The sequence below is a fragment of the Mucilaginibacter sp. AK015 genome (genome assembly GCF_014200785.1).
Taxonomy (GTDB): domain Bacteria; phylum Bacteroidota; class Bacteroidia; order Sphingobacteriales; family Sphingobacteriaceae; genus Mucilaginibacter.
In genome coordinates, this window is sequence record NZ_JACHCV010000001.1 from 984,467 (window position 1) to 1,001,941 (window position 17,475).

Annotated in this window: 13 protein-coding genes; 9 read left to right on the top strand and 4 right to left on the bottom strand. The window is 45.4% G+C overall.

Annotated features, from left to right (window positions below; genetic code table 11):
- Positions 1-192 precede the first annotated feature (192 nt).
- The 6 genes from HDC91_RS04230 to HDC91_RS04255 all read left to right on the top strand — a co-directional run bounded on the left by HDC91_RS04230 (position 193) and on the right by HDC91_RS04255 (position 10,331).
- Positions 193-3,609: a TonB-dependent receptor gene (locus HDC91_RS04230; RefSeq protein ID WP_221262102.1), complete on the top strand. Its 3,417-nt coding sequence runs from the start codon at positions 193-195 to the stop codon at positions 3,607-3,609.
- 72 nt (positions 3,610-3,681) lie between these two features.
- Positions 3,682-5,193, top strand: coding sequence for a RagB/SusD family nutrient uptake outer membrane protein (locus HDC91_RS04235; RefSeq protein ID WP_183548711.1), 1,512 nt, complete (start codon positions 3,682-3,684; stop codon positions 5,191-5,193).
- Positions 5,194-5,309: 116 nt separating this feature from the next.
- Positions 5,310-7,592 (top strand): GH92 family glycosyl hydrolase, encoded by a 2,283-nt coding sequence (locus HDC91_RS04240; protein WP_183548712.1) that lies wholly within the window; start codon positions 5,310-5,312, stop codon positions 7,590-7,592.
- Complete coding sequence (locus tag HDC91_RS04245) at positions 7,582-8,739, top strand: Gfo/Idh/MocA family protein (RefSeq protein ID WP_183548713.1); 1,158 nt, start codon at positions 7,582-7,584, stop codon at positions 8,737-8,739. The genes HDC91_RS04240 and HDC91_RS04245 overlap by 11 nt, the downstream gene beginning before the upstream one ends.
- A 124-nt stretch (positions 8,740-8,863) precedes the next feature.
- On the top strand, positions 8,864-9,775 hold the full coding sequence (locus tag HDC91_RS04250) for a polysaccharide deacetylase family protein (RefSeq protein WP_162432044.1): 912 nt from the start codon (positions 8,864-8,866) through the stop codon (positions 9,773-9,775).
- A gap of 85 nt (positions 9,776-9,860) precedes the next feature.
- Positions 9,861-10,331, top strand: a complete 471-nt coding sequence (locus tag HDC91_RS04255) for a nuclear transport factor 2 family protein (protein WP_183548714.1) — start codon at positions 9,861-9,863, stop codon at positions 10,329-10,331.
- Between the two features lie 136 nt (positions 10,332-10,467).
- Here HDC91_RS04255 and HDC91_RS04260 read toward each other — a convergent pair whose 3' ends face one another.
- Positions 10,468-10,740, bottom strand: coding sequence for a hypothetical protein (locus HDC91_RS04260; RefSeq protein ID WP_183548715.1), 273 nt, complete (start codon positions 10,738-10,740; stop codon positions 10,468-10,470).
- A 7-nt stretch (positions 10,741-10,747) separates the two neighbouring features.
- Positions 10,748-11,140, bottom strand: a complete 393-nt coding sequence (locus tag HDC91_RS04265) for an STAS/SEC14 domain-containing protein (protein ID WP_183548716.1) — start codon at positions 11,138-11,140, stop codon at positions 10,748-10,750.
- A gap of 138 nt (positions 11,141-11,278) precedes the next feature.
- On the opposite strand from HDC91_RS04265, the gene queG reads away from it, so the two are divergent.
- The gene (queG, locus tag HDC91_RS04270; protein ID WP_183548717.1) at positions 11,279-12,214 is read left to right on the top strand and encodes a tRNA epoxyqueuosine(34) reductase QueG; all 936 of its coding nucleotides are present in this window, start codon (positions 11,279-11,281) and stop codon (positions 12,212-12,214) included.
- Between the two features lie 111 nt (positions 12,215-12,325).
- Here the strand turns inward: queG and HDC91_RS04275 are convergent, their stop codons facing one another.
- Entirely contained in the window at positions 12,326-13,357 is a 1,032-nt protein-coding gene (locus tag HDC91_RS04275) for a 3'-5' exonuclease (RefSeq protein WP_183548719.1), read from the bottom strand.
- 118 nt (positions 13,358-13,475) lie between these two features.
- On the opposite strand from HDC91_RS04275, the gene HDC91_RS04280 reads away from it, so the two are divergent.
- Together HDC91_RS04280 and HDC91_RS04285 are read left to right on the top strand one after the other, a co-directional pair.
- Positions 13,476-15,446 carry a DUF3857 domain-containing protein gene (locus HDC91_RS04280; RefSeq protein WP_183548721.1) on the top strand — a complete coding sequence of 657 codons (1,971 nt, stop codon included), beginning with the start codon at positions 13,476-13,478 and terminating at the stop codon, positions 15,444-15,446.
- Entirely contained in the window at positions 15,446-17,347 is a 1,902-nt protein-coding gene (locus tag HDC91_RS04285; RefSeq protein WP_183548723.1) for a DUF3857 domain-containing protein, read from the top strand. Before HDC91_RS04280 ends, HDC91_RS04285 begins: the two co-directional genes overlap by 1 nt.
- A gap of 1 nt (position 17,348) precedes the next feature.
- On the opposite strand, the gene HDC91_RS19935 is transcribed toward HDC91_RS04285, so the two are convergent.
- Complete coding sequence (locus tag HDC91_RS19935; RefSeq protein WP_255476657.1) at positions 17,349-17,471, bottom strand: hypothetical protein; 123 nt, start codon at positions 17,469-17,471, stop codon at positions 17,349-17,351.
- Between the last annotated feature and the right edge of the window lie 4 nt (positions 17,472-17,475).

Consider the following 17,475-nt stretch of genomic DNA (forward strand, 5'->3'; position numbering starts at 1 on the left):
CTTATGATGAAAGAAATACACCCCGCAAGCTAAGCGCAATTGGCGGCCCCATTCTTATCCATAAGCGTTAAGACCGGCATATAAAAAAGCCGGGAAGTGTTTCGACCCACTTTCCCGGCTAAATGCCTGGGCCCCATAATAATTGCAACTGACGAATTGAAACTTAATGTTTAACCCAAACACAACAAACTTATGAATTTTAATTCTAAGGCCATGCCTTTGGCATGGTCTAAACTCTCCAAAATAATATTGGTTATGAAACTAACTGCCATTTTAATAATTGCAGCCCTTACCAATGTAACCGCAAAAACGTTCAGTCAAACTGTATCGTTGCGGCAAAAGAATGCCTCTGTTGAAAAAGTTCTTCGCCTGATAGAGAAACAAACCGGCTATCATTTTATGTATGATAAGCAGGATGTATCAAAAGCCGGCGGTATCAATATCAACGTAGACAAGGTTACCGTTGACCAGGCCCTTACCCAGGCATTTAAAGACCAGCCCCTTACTTACAAAATTTTTGAGGAAACCATTGTAGTAAAAAAGAAGGACGCTAATAATACCCCGATAGAAATTAAAGCTATTGATATACAGGGTACAGTAAGCGATGCCAAAGGCCCCCTGCCGGGTGTGAACGTAAAGTTAAAAGGCACCATCATCGGCACATCAACTGATGTTAACGGCAAGTATAAGCTGACCGTTCCGGATGGTTCTGGCGTGCTGGTGTTTAGCTTTATTGGGTATACATCAAAAGAAGTGCCTATTAATAACCAGCAAACCATTGATGTGGTATTGACCGAGCAGGCCAAAGACCTGAATGAAGTTGTGGTAATTGGTTACGGTACCGCAAAAAAATCGGACCTTACCGGGGCTGTAACAACCGTGAAGGCCGAGCAGCTGTTAGATAAGCCGGTGCCAAACCTATCGCAGGCATTGCAGGGCAAGGTTGCGGGTGTTGATGTAAGTGTTAACAGCAATGCGCCCGGCGCGGCCGCAAAGGTACGCATCAGGGGTATCGGCTCTATCAACTCTAACCTCGACCCTTTGTATGTTGTCGACGGCGTTGTTGGGGTGGACCCCAACTCTATCAACCCTAATGATGTTGCATCGCTCGAGGTGTTAAAAGACGCGTCATCAACCGCTATTTATGGTGTGCGCGGCGCTAACGGTGTAATTATGGTAACCACCAAACGCGGCCGAAAAGGCCCGGCTACCATTAGCTACGAGGCAAATGCCAACATAAGCGACCTGTACCGGCATGTGCCAACGCTTAACTCGCAGCAATTTGTCGACATTTATAACCAGGCGTTTGCCAACGGGGCTAAGTTTGACCCTACCGGAACAGTACAAACCCCGCCAAAGGCTTTAAACCATGCTAATTTCCCGCTATTGTTTGATGCCAATGACAAACCCCTTTACAATACCAACTGGGAAAAAGAAACCTATAAACCGGCCTTTTCGCAAAGCCATCAATTGATCATACAGGGCGGCAGCGAAAAATCAGTTTACAGCTTGTCATTAGGGTATCTTAACCAAAATGGCTTAACTCCTACATCAAACTTCAAGCGTTACTCGGTTAAAATGACGATGGACAATGATGTTAAGGACTGGTTAAAAATAGGCGGCAGCATAAATGCCATAGCCAGCAGGCAGCGTGTGGTAACTGATGGCAACGGTAGTTTGAATGTACCGCGCGCCGTAACAGAAGAAGTACCCATCGTGCCGATCAAATATCCGGATGGCACCTGGGCCGGAAATTTTGATATAGCAGGCCTTGAAGGGGCGCCAAACCCTATACAGATAGCTAACGAGCGCTATACTATTAACAATACCCAGCAAGTGGTGGGTAACGTATACATGCTGTTTAAGATATCTGATGAACTGGAATTTAAAACAGACCTGGGGTACGATCTGCGCAGCCAAAAAAACAACTTTTACTCGTCGCTTTCCCTGCAGCATTTATCTGCCGACCAGGGTGGTGTAGCTAATATCAATGCCAATACAAACTATTACTGGCAATCAGAAAACTACCTTACCTGGAATAAAAAGATCAACGACCGTCAAAAACTGACCGCATTGTTAGGTATATCTTTCAGCGACGACGTGTACGAAAGGGTACGTGCCGAAACGCAGAACTTCATAGATGATTATTTCCAGTATAATAACTTAGGTGCCGGATCAGTTAAAAGCGCTTCCGAATCAGACAATCAGCCCAACTCACCCGGTGGTTACCAGCCGGGCGCGTTAAACTCATACTATGGCCGTATCAGCTATAATATCGATGAAAAGTACCTGTTTACAGCAACCGGCCGCTACGATGGTTCCTCAAGGTTCAGCAGTAAAAACAAATACTCCTTCTTCCCTTCGGCGGGTGTGGCATGGCGCGTATCGCAGGAGAACTTCCTGAAGGACAGTAAGTCGATATCAAACTTAAAGGTACGGACCAGCTACGGTATCACAGGTAACCAGGAAATTGGTAATTACCGTTCACTCGCGCAATTATCTACCAACCAAACCGCCTTAGATGGTGCATCGGTAATAACGTTATTGCCGGGCTACCTTGGCAACCCCGACCTGAAATGGGAAAGGACCAAAATGTTTGATGCCGGCTTAGAATTAGGTTTATTTGGCGACAGGGTGAACTTTACCGCGGATTTTTATATCAAAAACACCAGCGATATTTTATTGCAAACCCCTATACCATGGACAGCCGGTTTTACCACCGCTAACGTTTATAAAAATGTTGGCTCGATGCGTAACACGGGTATAGAGCTAAGCTTAAACACCGAAAATATCAAAACTGATAATTTTAGATGGTCGACCAACTTATTATTTGCAAGTAATAAAAATGAGGTAACCAAACTTAACGACGGTAATGCCGATATTTTTCCGGGGCCTAACTTTTTAGGGCAAAACTATGTGATACGGGTTGGCGCACCAATAGGATCATTTTACGGAATGACCAGGCTTGGCACTTACAGCGATTCGCCTGCTGATGTTGCCGAAGCGGCCAAGCACGGCTTAAAACCCGGAGACCGTAAATATATCTATAACGCGGATGGCAGCAATTACTACAGTATCATCGGCCGTTCTACACCAAAATGGACCGGGGATATTAACAGCAGCATGCAATACAAAAACTGGGATTTTTCGTTTGATATCCGTTTTGTACAAGGCGTAAACACCGCGGCTAACTTTAAGCATTCGGCCGAAGACAGGCAAACCATTTCAAACAGTTTAGCCACCGTATTAAACGGGTGGACACCTACAAACCAAAACACCATGATATCGCAGGTGCGTAATTATAAATACGCGCAGGATTCGCACTTTGATACCTGGTGGGTTGAAGATGGCTCGTTCATCCGCGGGCAAAACTTTGTTTTAGGTTACAATTTCCCTACGTCAACGCTTAAAAATTTAGGCATGACGCGCTTACGCATTTATACCAGCGTTCAAAACCTGTTTGTGATAACCAAATACACCGGCTACGATCCGGAGGTTGACACATTCAATCAAACTTACGGCAACAACTCGGCGCTTTCGCAAAACATCGACTTTTTTGCGAATCCCCGCCCCCGTATTTGGAACCTTGGTGTGCAGGTAGGATTTTAAACTTATTATATGATTAAAACGCATAGCAACAGTAGTAAAGGATTGAATCATATCATACAAAACCGTATTAAAATGAAAACATTAAAAAATATATTGATAGTGGCATGTTTATTACTTACATGCTCGTGCAAAAAATTCCTGGAAGAAAAACCCGAGGGCTTTTTAACACCCGATGCCAACTTATCGAGCGCGAAAGTTGCCAGGGCGCTCGCCAACGGGTCGTATCAAAACCTGTCGGGTTTCCTTAATGGCCAGCCCTCGTCATACGGCGGCAACACCTGGAATTTGATGGAGTTTATGACCGGTAAGGCAAACAGCGACCTTGGGCAAACGGGTTTTGTGAATTTTCAAACCCTGATATATGACAATACATCGTTTTATATAGATACCTGGTGGCAGCAACTGTATTTGGGCGTTGGCGCAACTAACCTGGCTATCCAAAAGATACCAACCATTAACGCCGCGGGTTTAAGCGATGCCGAGAAGACCAATATGGTAGCCGAGGCCCGCACCCTGCGCGCCCTGTACTACTTTTACCTGGTGCGCATGTTTGGCGCGGTGCCCAAAGTAACCGAACCGCCAAAGGACCTGAACCTGCAAATACCGCGTGTGCCTGCCAAGCAAATTTATGACGAAATTATAATACCGGATTTGCTGGAGGCCGAAAAATCAACCCTCCCCTGGAAAGATGCCACCGGCAAAGTATCAATGGGCGCGGTAAAATCCATCCTGGCCGATGTATATTTAACCTATGCCGGCGCTGCCATTAACGGCGGCGAACAATATTACGCCGAGTCGGCCAAACGCTCGCTCGACGTGATCCAGAACGGAGGTTATACCCTATTCCCCGAGTATACAGATATGATCGTTCCGGCTAACAAAAACAGCAGGGAGTTCATTTTCCAGATACAGTATGCGGCAGCCATCCCAAAAACAAACCCGCTTACCCCGCTTACCATTCCCAACTATTCGGGCATATCTGCATATTCTGACGAGTATGGTTCGGTTTACCCAACAGACCAGTTCATCGCCTCGTTCCCGGCTGGTGATAAGCGGGTACAGGAAAAGCAATTCTTTTTTACCAACTACGCCAGCTATAAAACGCCTGCCGAAACGGTGAACTTTAAAAACCACTACATTTATAAATGGTTTGATGTAAACGCGGTGCGCAACACCACAAAATCCGATCTTAACTTCACCCTCTATCGCCTGGCCGATGTGATGTTAATGTACGCCGAGGCATCTAACCGTGCCGAAGGCGCTCCAAATTCAAACGCGATCAAATATGTGAACGAGATACGCGACCGGGCCGACCTTGCGCCTATCGGGGCATTATCGCAGGATGAGTTTGAGAAGGAAGTGTGGCTGCAACGCTATTTTGAGCTTTGCTTTGAAAACAAAATGTGGTTTGATATGCTTCGTACCCGCAAGGTACACAACGATGTTACCGGCAATTGGGACAATTTTGTAGGTCATAAAACCGTTTTCGGATCCACCTTTACCGAAAAACAATTGCTGTTCCCGATACCGAAACAGGAAACTGATGTAAACCCTTTATTGTTACCAAATAACCCTGGTTTTTAATTAAACTGTTTAATGAAAAACCCAGCGTGGCAATAATTTTACAATATAAAAGACTGGCAATACCTGCCAGTCTTTTATATTTACGGCCGATTACACCATAACTATTAACGCTTCCCATGAAAAAAAGGCTCCTTTTTTTAATTTCCATACTATTTACCGCTGCTACATTTGCCCAACAGGTTACCAAAGTGACCGAACCGGTAGAATGGATAAACCCGTTAATGGGCACACAATCTAAATACGACCTGAGCAACGGCAATACCTACCCGGCTATTGCTGTACCGTGGGGCATGAACTTTTGGACACCTCAAACCGGCAAAATGGGCGACGGCTGGCAATACACCTACGACGCCTATAAAATAAACGGCTTTAAACAAACGCACCAGCCATCGCCGTGGATGAACGATTACGGGCAGTTTGCTATTATGCCTTTTACAGGCAAAATAAAGGTATCGCAAAACCAGCGTCAAAGCTGGTTCTCGCACAAAGCTGAAATTGCTAAGCCTTATTATTACAGCGTTTATCTGGCCGACCACGATGTTACCACCGAGATAGCTCCTACCGAGCGCGCCGCCCAGTTCAGGTTCACGTATCCAAAAACAGACAGCTCTTTTATCGTGATAGATGCTTTTGACCGCGGATCGTACATTAAAGTTATCCCCGGCGAAAAAAAGATAGTGGGGTACTCGAGCAAATACGCACGCGGCCCGCTTAAAAACTTCAAAAACTATTTTGTTATCTACGTAGATAAGCCCATAACCCTTGCGCAGGTTTACAGCGACAGCACTTTGAACGATGGCCTTGAACTTACTGCTAAACATGCGAGCGCCGTTATCGGCTTTAAAACCACTAAGGGCGAAAAGGTACACCTGCGCGTAGCATCTTCGTTCATCAGTATCGAGCAGGCCGAGATCAGCTTGAACAGGGAAATAGGCAACGACAATTTCGACATAACTAAACAAAAGGCAAAAACCGTTTGGAATAAAACCCTAAGTCGCCTGGCAGTTGAAGGCGGCTCGGTGGAGCAGGTAAAAACATTTTACTCGTGCCTTTACCGCATGCTGTTCTTCCCAAATAAAATGTACGAGATAAACGGCAAAGGGCAGATAATGCATTACAGCGCCCAAAACGGACAAATATTACCTGGCTACAAATTTGCCGGTACCGGCTTTTGGGATACCTTCAGGGCATTATATCCATTCCTGAACCTGGTTTACCCTTCTATTAACAAAGAGATGCAGCAGGGCCTGATAAACGATTATAAGGAGGGTGGCTGGCTGCCCGAGTGGAGCAGCCCCGGCTATGCCAATGTAATGGTAGGCAACAACTCGGCATCGGTAGTGTCCGAAGCGTACTTAAAAGGTGGCCGGGGGTATGATATCGGCACTTTATACCAGGCTTTGCTACATGGCGCCAATAATGATGGCCCCGCAGCTACAGGCCGCGACGGTGTAGACTATTACAATAGTTTAGGTTATGTGCCTTATGATGTTAAAATAAATGAAAATGCCGCCCGTACCCTGGAGTATGCTTACGACGATTTTGCTATTTACAAATTAGGCAAAGCGCTGGGCCGCCCGGCATCCGAAACAGAGATATACCGCAAGCGCAGCATGAACTACAAAAACCTTTTTGACCCACAAACAGGCCTCATGCGCGGTAAGAACAAGGATGGTAAATTTCAAAGTCCGTTTAACCCTTTTAAATGGGGCGATGCTTTTACCGAAGGCAACAGCTGGCACTACACCTGGAGCGTTTTTCATGATGTGCAGGGATTGATAGACCTGATGGGCGGCAAGGAAAAATTCGTAACCAAATTGGATTCGATATGGACATTGCCCCCAATATTTGACGATAGCTACTACGGCGAGGTTATCCACGAGATCCGCGAAATGCAGATAGCCGGCATGGGCCAGTATGCGCACGGTAACCAGCCCATCCAGCACATGACCTACCTGTACAATTACGCGGGCCAGCCCTGGAAAACCCAGCTGCACGTGCGCGACGTAATGAACAAAATGTATCACTCTGCCCCCGACGGCTATTGCGGCGATGAGGATAACGGCCAAACATCGGCCTGGTACGTGTTTTCGGCAATGGGCTTTTACCCGGTAACCCCTGCCAGCGACCAATATGTATTAGGTGCACCCCTGTTTAAAAAGATAACCCTTACCTTAGAAAACGGTAAGGTGGTTACCATAAACGCGGCAAACAACAGCGCGCAAAACCGTTTTGTAAAAGCCCTTACCGTTAATGGCAGGCCATACACCCATAACTGGCTTAGTCATTCGGCTTTGCAACAAGGCCAAACGCTTAATTTTAACATGTCGGCCGTACCCAATATGGTGAGGGGTAACAACGCGGCAGACGCACCATATTCGTTATCAAATGAGAAATAGCATCATAAAAACCGCGAGGTTAATATTCTGCGCGTTATTTATATCGTGCGCGTTTTTCCAAGCCGCAGTGGGGCAAACTACATCGGTTGTAAAAACATTGCCGCTTGCGCCGGTGCAGCCGGTGTTACTGAGCACCCAGAAGCTGGCGATAGCAGGGCTGTCGCACGATCATGTGCACAATATACTGGGCGATTATCGAAACGGTAAGGTACTTATTGTAGGTATTGCCGAGGGCGACAAGCAGCTCCGCGCACGGTACCAGAAACAATACAATCTACCCGATTCTATCTTTTTTGATGACCTGAAAAAGATGGTTACAACCAAAAAGCCCGATGTGGTACTGGGCTATAACCCCGTAGCAAAGCACATCGATATTGTAGAGGTTTGCGCCCCCCTGGGCATCTCTGTAATGGTTGAAAAACCGCTGGCCGCTACCCTGGCACAAGCTAACCGCATGGAATTTTTAGCCTTAAAATATTACATAAAGCTGCTTACCAACTATGAAACCACCTGGTACCCATCGTACCAGCACGTATATGATATGGTGGCGCAGGATAGTATAGGCCAGATCAGGAAAATGGTTGTGCACGATGGGCATCAGGGGCCCAAAGAGATTGGCTGCAGCAAAGATTTTACCAACTGGCTCACCGACCCCGAAATGAACGGCGCCGGCGCGCTAAACGACTTTGGCTGTTACGGTGCCGACCTGATGACCTGGCTAATGAACGGGCAAAAACCGGTAGCGGTAACAGCCGTTGCGCGTCATTTTAAACTAAAAACTTACCCCAAGGTGGATGATGACGCTACGATAATTGTGGAGTACCCAACGGCCACAGGTATCATTGAGGCATCGTGGAACTGGCCGTTCTCCATCAAAGACCTTGAGGTGTTCGGCGACGAGGGCTATATGCACGCGTTAGATAAAGATACCGTTATTACCCGCTTAAATAACTTGCCGGCGGTTAAAAGCGTCGCGGCCCCTTTGCTTACACCTAATGATCATCCTATCCCCTATCTCCAGGTTGTTGTAAAAAACCGGCTGAAAGGGATTACAGACAGGTCATCGCTAAAGTATAATATGATAGTAATGCAGATACTGGATGCCGCCAAGCGGTCAATCGCCGAAGGCAAACGAATAGTGCTGTGATCTGTTTAGCACCCTTGGATACTTACATTGGGGCGCAATTCGATATCGAAATAATATTTATTAACAGTTAATACATCGCTGCATAATTGTATTATTTTAGCGGCATATAAATCATCATCCATATATGTTAAAGCAATTTTCGGCGTTGCTGCCACTTTGTATCATGGGCATGGTATCGTGCCAGTCAAAACCATCATCTACAGAAAAAACCGCTGCCGACAGCGCCAAAACCACCACCGAAGAAACCGCGACGCCGGTGGCTAAGCTGGCAACCGGCCCTGTTGATAAAGCCGCAGTTTTAGCCCGCAAACAGGTGCCTATACTATGTTATCACCAAATACGCGACTGGAAGGCAACCGACTCAAAAAACGCTAAGGATTATATCGTTCAGATAGCGGCATTTAAAGAGCATATGAAAATGCTGGCCGATAGCGGCTACCATACCATATTGCCCGACCAATTGTATAACTACCTGGTTACCGGGGCACCGCTGCCTAAAAAGCCAATTATGCTAACGTTTGATGATACCGACGTTGACCAGTTTACCATTGCCGCGCCCGAAATGAAAAAATATGGCTTTAAGGGCGTTTTCTTTGTGATGACGGTATCAATAGGTCGGCCGCATTACATGACTGCGGAGATGATCAAGAAACTTTCTGACGAGGGGCACGTAATTTCGAGCCACACCTGGGACCACCACCGTGTAGACAAATACTCGCATAACTCTAATTTGGTGATAAAGGGCTTAAACGGTAAGATAACCAACCGCCCGGTTGACGACTGGGTTACCCAGATTGACAAACCGACAAAAAAACTGGAAGAAATTACCGGTAAAAAAATCCAATACTTTGCCTACCCTTTTGGTATATGGAAGAAACCGGTTTTACCTGAGCTTGATAAAAGGGGCTTTAAAATGGCGTTCCAACTGGCTGATAAGCGCGATCCGGATTACCCGTTATTAACTGTGCGCCGCATATTAGACAGCGGTTACTGGAGCGCAAAAACGTTAAGCAACAGTATTAGGAATAGCTTTTAACGGCTGACTTTCAATAAAAATAAAACCCTCTTTGGTACCACATAAGAGGGTTTTATAATTTAATATATCTTGCTACTTTTAATACATGACAATTACCCTGCGCCCTATCCTTGCTGCGTTACTGGCAATTGCGTTTACAGCTTGCAATAATAAGCCCGATAAACCCGCAGTTGGCCAAAGCGATATTTCAAAACAAGTTATTGACGAGCATTTCAGGTACCTGAATGACCATGATCTGAAAAGCCTGGTTGCACAGTATGACGATAAAGCCAAAATAACCACAAGCGACTGGGACGGCGAAAACATGGGCAAACAAGGTGCCGACCAAATATTCCACCAGCTATTCTACGTATCGCCTGATGCTAAATACCTAGTGGATAATATAATCAATAACGATTCGACGGTGGTAGTTGAATACGACGTGATCGGCCTGAAAGAAAAAGCAGGCAGCCCTATCCGTTACGATCTGCGAAACTGCAGCATCTTCAGGATCAAGGGTGATAAGATCACGGGCGAGGCTACTTATTCAAATTCGAGGCTGTATCATAACAGGTAGGACATATTTGCGAGCATGGCTATAATATTACGTCATTGCGAGGTACGAAGCAATCTCTTCACATCCTATGTGGCAATACAAAGTCTGGAGATTGCTTCCTACCTCGCAATGATGGTTTATATTAAGCCCTTTATTTTTATAAATTTTCACCCGAAGGGCCCTGCCCTTTGTTAGAAGAATTTTCTTCGGTAGACGGGCCCGGGCCGCCGTTATCATTATCGGGCACAACCGTTTTCACGCGTGTATCATCAGGTTTATCCTGAACGTTTGGTTCACCCCCTTTATCCAGTTCGTCACTGTCGGTATTGGCGCGTACGTTCTGGTTGTGTAAATTATCTATATTGCCCTTTGTATCGTGATTCTGACCTTGCTCATTGGCTCTTTCAAAACCTCCTGTATTGTTTTCCATAGTATGTTTATTTTGTTTGTTCAATAGTTTCTTCTTCTTTCGCGTTTATCCATTGTACAGCCTGGTCAAGCTGGGCCAGCGAAAAGCCTTTTGAGTTACCCGGCACAAAAAAACGGAACGCATCTGTAACCCACTGTACGCCTTTCTGGTCGCTAACCACCGCTATTTTGTTCCACTTTGTAAAGTTTTTCAGTCCCACCTTAATATCGTTCCACCACGCGCCCATCGTCCAGTTCTGCACATCGGTATCCAGCACCAGCAGGTAGTTTATTTCGCCCTGCCGCGCTACAAGTTCGTCAATACGCGGCATCAATACATTTTCAATATCTTCTTTGGTCACCTCGCCTGTGGCGTGTATGCCTACTACATGAGGTTCCAGGTCGTTAATAAATTGCAGCATAATGTTTCTGTTTTGTAAACTATACCAAAAGCCATACCATTGTTTAAAAGAAACTTTTTTATTGCATACTTTAATTTATTTCGTCGGCTGTGCGGTGGTAAGCGGCCTGAAAACACCGGTATATTGTATCTTTGCAAAATGCAGCAAAAACTGTCGGCATACTCGCAACTGATAAAAACCGAAGCTAAAAACCTCGGCTTTTTGTTTTGCGGTATAGCCAGGGCTGAATTTTTGGAAGAGGAGGCGCCACGACTGGAAACATGGCTTAACAAGGGCATGCACGGCGAAATGCGCTACATGGAAAACTATTTTGATAAGCGCCTTGACCCACGTTTACTGGTAGATGGTGCAAGATCTGTTATTTCGTTAAGGCTTAACTATTATACCGACGCTGTACAACACGACCCACTGGCTCCCAAAATATCAAAGTATGCTTACGGCGCTGATTACCATACGGTTATAAAGGATAAACTAAAGCAATTATTAGCAATAATAAATCAAAAAATTGGCGCGGTAGGCGGCCGCGCGTTTGTAGATTCGGCACCGGTACTTGATAAAGCATGGGCTAAAAAGGCGGGTTTAGGGTGGGTTGGGAAAAATACCAACCTGATAAGCAAACAGGCCGGCTCATTCTTCTTTTTAGCAGAGCTGATAGTAGATATTGAGCTAGAGTACGATATTGAGCCTACTGCCGACCATTGCGGCACCTGCACCCGCTGCATTGATGCATGCCCTACCGATGCCATTGTTGCCCCCTACGTGGTTGACGGCAGCCGCTGTATATCGTACCTGACCATTGAACTGAAGAACGAGATACCGCAGGAGTTTAAGGGCAAAATGGATAACTGGATGTTTGGCTGCGATATATGCCAGGATGTATGCCCCTGGAACCGGTTTTCGGTACTGCACAACGAACCCGCATTTGACCCGCACCCTGAACTGCACGGCCTTAAAAAGCAGGATTGGGAAGAGATAACGACCGATGTTTTTCAAAAGGTATTTAAAAATTCGGCGGTGAAGCGCACCAAATTTGAGGGTTTGAGAAGAAATATCCAGTTTTTAAAAAAAACATAACAGCACCGTCATTGCGAGGTACGAAGCAATCTCTTTAGTGCAGTTATACACCCTGCAAGGGCGATTTGCTAAAGAGATTGCTTCGTACCTCGCAATGACGCTCGGAAGCGCTTACCCCTTCTTAAATTTATTGGCTAACTGTGCCAGCATATCATCATCAACGGGCCTGGCAGGTTCTTCTTTCTTTTTATACGGCTGGTTATTTATTTGCGGGCTGCTTTTAGGGCTGTTATTCTGAAACGCCGGCCTTGGGGTCTGTACCTGCTGGTTTGCCCCCGTTGCTTGCTGTTGCGGCCTGGCCTGCTGCGCGGGCCTTGCCTGCTGCCGTTCGGCCGCCTTCCTGGCGTTCCAGCGCTTGTATATCTCTTCAAGTTTACGTTTGGTGTATAGCGGGAAATCGCCCTGCATCATCCACGAGTAATAGCTTGGTTCAACGTCAAATACATCTTCCACCCTTTTGCCTTTGTGCTTGCCAAAGTTTATCACTTCTTCGCCTTGTTCGTTATAAACCATGCGACCGGCAAAGTCAACCGGGCGGCTAAGGTTGGTAAACTTATGTAATGCCTCTACATCGCCTATCACCGGGATGCTTTTATTACCCTTTTTATCTTCCCACTCTATATTCTCGTAGCGCTCTATCTGCGCCAGCAAAACTTCCATGGTAGCGCGGGTGTCGGCCTCGGCCGAATGCGCGTTAACAATTTGCTTATTACAATAAAACTGGTAGGCAGCTTTTAAGGTGCGCTGCTCCATTTGGTGAAAAATGTTCTGCACATCTACAAAATGGCGCTGATCAAGGTCAAACTGCACACCCGCGCGTAAAAACTCCTCCATCAGCATCGGGATATCAAACTTGTTGGAATTATAGCCTGCAAGATCGCTGTCGTGGATAAAATCGGCAATTTCCTGCCCCAGGTCATGAAAACGCTTTTCGTCCTTCACGTGCTCGTCGTAAATACCGTGTACCAACGATGACTCCAAAGGTATAGGTATACCCGGATGGATGCGCCAGGTTTTTACATGTTCGCTGCCATCAGGGTTAAGCTTAATAACAGATATCTCCACTATGCGGTCGGCGCCAATATTGGTACCGGTAGTTTCCAGGTCAAAAAAGGCAAGAGGCCGCTTTAATTGTAATTTCATGCTTACTTATCAGTAGCACAAAGGTGGTAATTCTCTTAAAATTATCAGCACACTATTTTGTAGCAAAATGTGGTTTTTATTTTTTACTTTCAGGTTTATAGTATAACACCTAAACTAAATGAATAAATTTTTACTTAACCTACTGGTACTCATCTCACTTACTACCCTGGCAAACGCACAGGATTTTCCTTACGGTCAATTCACCCTCGAAGAAATGAGGGCAACTAATTACAAGAACGATACTTCGGCCCATGCCTATGTGATACAGGAGTTTGGTTCCAGCCGGTTAGATATCACCGGCGACGACGATTTAAAGATAGCTTTTACCTACCACGTAAAGATCAAGATATTAGACAGTAAAGGTTTTGATAAAGGCACGGTAAGCATCCCTTTTTATGATTTTGATGACATTCATGATGCCGTTACCGATATCAAGGGCCGCACCACTTACATGGAAGAAAGCGGCGCGATAAAAACCAGTGATCTTGATAATTCAAAAATTTACCCTACCACACAAAACAAGTACTGGAAAGAGATAAAGTTTGCTTTACCCAACCTGCGCAGCGGGTGCGTTATAGAATACTCTTACACCAAAATGGTGGATGGGTTTTACAGGTTCCCCTCGTGGCAGTTCCAGGATGATATCCCCAAAAAATATTCGGAATATCAGGCGCATATCCCAGCGTTTTGGACATACAACGCCCTGATACGGGGTAGCCTTGCGCTTACAAAAAATAAAGCCGACGTAGAAAAGGAGTGTTTCAGCAGCCGCGGCGCAAAGTGCGATTGTTCTTTTCTGACCTTTGGGATGGCGGATATCCCGGCTTTTACCGAGGAAGATTACATGACGTCGCCAAAAAACTTCCTGTCGGCCATCTACTTTAGCTTGCAGGAGTATACAAACCCATACACGGGTGTTAAAAAGAGGGTAACCAAAGATTGGAAAGATATTGACTATGGCCTTAAACACGCCGATTACTTTGGCTCGCAGATAAAAAAAGACCTGTTAAAGCCCTACATAGCCCCTGTTATTGCCGGTAAAACTACCGACATGGAAAAAGCACTGGCGGTTTACAGCTATATACAAAAAAACATTAAATGGAACGAGATCTATTCGACGGGCAGTGACGGCGTACGCAAATCGCTTGATACGCATACCGGCAATTCGGGCGATATCAATATCGCATTGGTAGCAGCCCTAAATTCTGCCGGTATAAAAACCGACGCGGTATTGTTATCTACACGCGCCAACGGCGTGGTAAACCGGCTGTATCCTGTAGAGAGTGAGTTTAATTATGTAATAGCCAAAACCACTATCGATAACGTTGACTACCTGCTTGATGCAACCGACCCTTTACTGCCATTTGGCATGCTGCCGCTAAAATGCCTTAACGATCAGGGCAGGGTAATGAGCCTTGATAAACCATCGTACTGGATAGACCTTGTTGCCAGTCAAAAAAAGGCCTACACAAGCAGCCTGGACCTTACCCTGCAGCCTAATGGTAAACTGCGGGGCACGATAAGCACCTACTCCAGCGGTTACCAGGCTTATGAAAAACGGAAAGATATTAAGAAATACAATTCGGTTGAAGAGTACATTGAGAACCTGGACGAAAAACTGGTTAAGTTAAAGATACTAAAATCGAATATAACCAATCTGGATAGCCTTGATAAGCCGCTTGGCGAGCAATACGAGGTAGAGATCGACGTTTTTGATAATATTAATCATAACAGGCTATCCTTTAACCCCATCATTTTTGACCGCTACGTAACCAATCCGTTTAAATTAGAAGACCGCACTTACCCGGTAGACTGGGGCATGCCATCAAACAGCAGGTATATATTAACCATGCACCTGCCCGAGGGGTATGCTGTTGAAAGCGCCACGCAAAATATAGCTGTAAGCTTACCAAACGAGGGTGGTAAATTCATGACCGAATTTAGCGGTAAGGATAACACTTTCAGTTACTCCAATGTAATACAGTTCAACAAATCTATTTACGCGCCCGAGGAATATCCTTATTTAAAAGAACTATATAATAAAATCATAGCTTCAGAAAAGGCCGAGATCGTTTTCAGTAAAAAGTAATGAGAAGAGTTTTAGTGTTAGTGATGTTATTGGGTGCGGCCACACTTACCCATGCGCAGGTTAATTACGATGTAAGCCTGATAGCTAAAGACCTGCTGCCTTATGCGAGCGCCGTGGTACGGGATCAAAGTGTATACACCGAGGTGAAGGATAACAGTACTTATTATCATATTAAAAAAGCCATAACCGTATTAAACCAGAACGGCGACGATTTGGCGCACATTGTGGTATGGTATAATAAAACTAACCTTATAAAAAGCATTAAGGGCACAACCTATAATGAGTTTGGAAAGCCCACGGGCAAATTCTCTGAAAAGAATTTTGAAGATGAAAACGCAGCCAGCGACATGTCGTTGTTTGAGGATTCGCGGGTGAAACATTTTATACCTTCTATAGGCTCGTACCCTTATACAATTGAATACGAGTATGAGATCCGGTCGAAACAAACCCTAAACATTAACGATTGGCAGCCTAACCCTAATACCGGCCTTGCAGTACAAAAAAGTTCGTACACCTTTGCCTGCCCTCCTGACTTTGATATCAGGTATAAGGAGATAAACATGCCCGTAAAGGTTACCACAAGCAGCAAAGATGGTCTTAAAACATATACCTGGCAGGTAAATAATTTAAAGGCCGTAAGGAGCGAGCCGTTTAGCCCTGTCAGCGAAACTTATTTAAGCACCGTAAAAATAGCGCCTAAGAATTTTGTTTACGCCGGTATAACCGGATCGTTCACCAACTGGAACGAACTTGGCCGCTGGAATTACGAGAAATTACTGGCTAACAGGCAAACCCTGCCGCCCGAAACTATTGAACAGGTAAAAATACTTACTGCCGGCATCACCGACATTAAACAAAAGGCAAAAAAAATATATGCGTACATGCAGGGTAAAACGCGGTATATAAGTGTTCAGGTGGGTATTGGCGGGTATCAGCCCATGCAGGCCGCCGATGTAGACAAATTTAGCTACGGCGACTGCAAGGCACTGGTAAATTATACACAGGCGTTGTTGAAAGCGGCGGGTATCGATTCGTGGTATTGCGTGGTGAACGGCGACGATACTAAAATAAGCATGCTTAACGATTTTGCAGGCATGAGCCAGGGTAACCACGTAATATTGTGCCTGCCTTTAAAAAACGATACTACGTTTTTAGAATGTACCAGTCAAAAGATCCCCTTCGGCTTTCTGGGAGACTTTACGGACGACCGTACGGTGCTGGCCTGCACGCCCGAAGGCGGCAAACTGCTGCATACTCCCAGGTACGCGTCGAAAGATAACCTGCAAAGCCGTAAAGCAGCTTTTAATATCGATACAACCGGCGCTTTGAACGGTAACATGGTAACTGTTTACCAAGGTACACAATACACTAACCCCGATGAGTTGGTTAACGAGCCGTTTGGTGAACAGAAAAAGGTATTACAGAAGATGTATGCGCGCATCAGCAACCTTAATATCGAAAAATGCGATATTAAACAGGATAAGTTACAGATGCCGGTAGCTACGGAAACCGTTAAGCTAAGCGCACGCGACTTTGCTTCGGCAGATAACGATAAGCTTTACTTCGCCTTAAACCCGGTTAACAAATACGGTACTATACGCGATGTGCGCAACCGTGTAAACCCGGTTTACATTAACCGTGGATACATTGATGAGGATGAGATAACGTATCACCTGCCAGCCGGTTATCGCCCGGATATGCAACCGCTTAATATAAATATTAAACAGCCCTTCGGTAGTTTTACGATGACAGCGGTTGTAAATAACGGCAATATCATTTATAAGCGCCGTGTAGAGCTTGTTGATGGTACTTACAGCAAAGATACCTATGAGTCCCTGGTCGATTTTTATCAGCGTATTGCTGATGCCGACGCTTATAACGTTACGCTGATTAAAATTTAAATTAACTGAATATAATGATACCCAATATAATGCCTGCTATCATGATCAAATAAAGCATTATTTCGGTACCGGCAAAACGTTTATATTTAGTCCAGAAAGAATAGTCGTTATTTTGCTTCGCCATAGCG

Bases quoted from the DNA above. Each gene is read 5' to 3' on its own strand.
- HDC91_RS04230 (WP_221262102.1), top strand. From the start codon at position 193: ATGAATTTTAATTCTAAGGCCATGCCTTTGGCATGGTCTAAACTCTCC.
- HDC91_RS04235 (WP_183548711.1), top strand. From the start codon at position 3,682: ATGAAAACATTAAAAAATATATTGATAGTGGCATGTTTATTACTTACA.
- HDC91_RS04240 (WP_183548712.1), top strand. From the start codon at position 5,310: ATGAAAAAAAGGCTCCTTTTTTTAATTTCCATACTATTTACCGCTGCT.
- HDC91_RS04245 (WP_183548713.1), top strand. From the start codon at position 7,582: ATGAGAAATAGCATCATAAAAACCGCGAGGTTAATATTCTGCGCGTTA.
- HDC91_RS04250 (WP_162432044.1), top strand. From the start codon at position 8,864: ATGTTAAAGCAATTTTCGGCGTTGCTGCCACTTTGTATCATGGGCATG.
- HDC91_RS04255 (WP_183548714.1), top strand. From the start codon at position 9,861: ATGACAATTACCCTGCGCCCTATCCTTGCTGCGTTACTGGCAATTGCG.
- HDC91_RS04260 (WP_183548715.1), bottom strand. From the start codon at position 10,740: ATGGAAAACAATACAGGAGGTTTTGAAAGAGCCAATGAGCAAGGTCAG.
- HDC91_RS04265 (WP_183548716.1), bottom strand. From the start codon at position 11,140: ATGCTGCAATTTATTAACGACCTGGAACCTCATGTAGTAGGCATACAC.
- queG (WP_183548717.1), top strand. From the start codon at position 11,279: ATGCAGCAAAAACTGTCGGCATACTCGCAACTGATAAAAACCGAAGCT.
- HDC91_RS04275 (WP_183548719.1), bottom strand. From the start codon at position 13,357: ATGAAATTACAATTAAAGCGGCCTCTTGCCTTTTTTGACCTGGAAACT.
- HDC91_RS04280 (WP_183548721.1), top strand. From the start codon at position 13,476: ATGAATAAATTTTTACTTAACCTACTGGTACTCATCTCACTTACTACC.
- HDC91_RS04285 (WP_183548723.1), top strand. From the start codon at position 15,446: ATGAGAAGAGTTTTAGTGTTAGTGATGTTATTGGGTGCGGCCACACTT.
- HDC91_RS19935 (WP_255476657.1), bottom strand. From the start codon at position 17,471: ATGGCGAAGCAAAATAACGACTATTCTTTCTGGACTAAATATAAACGT.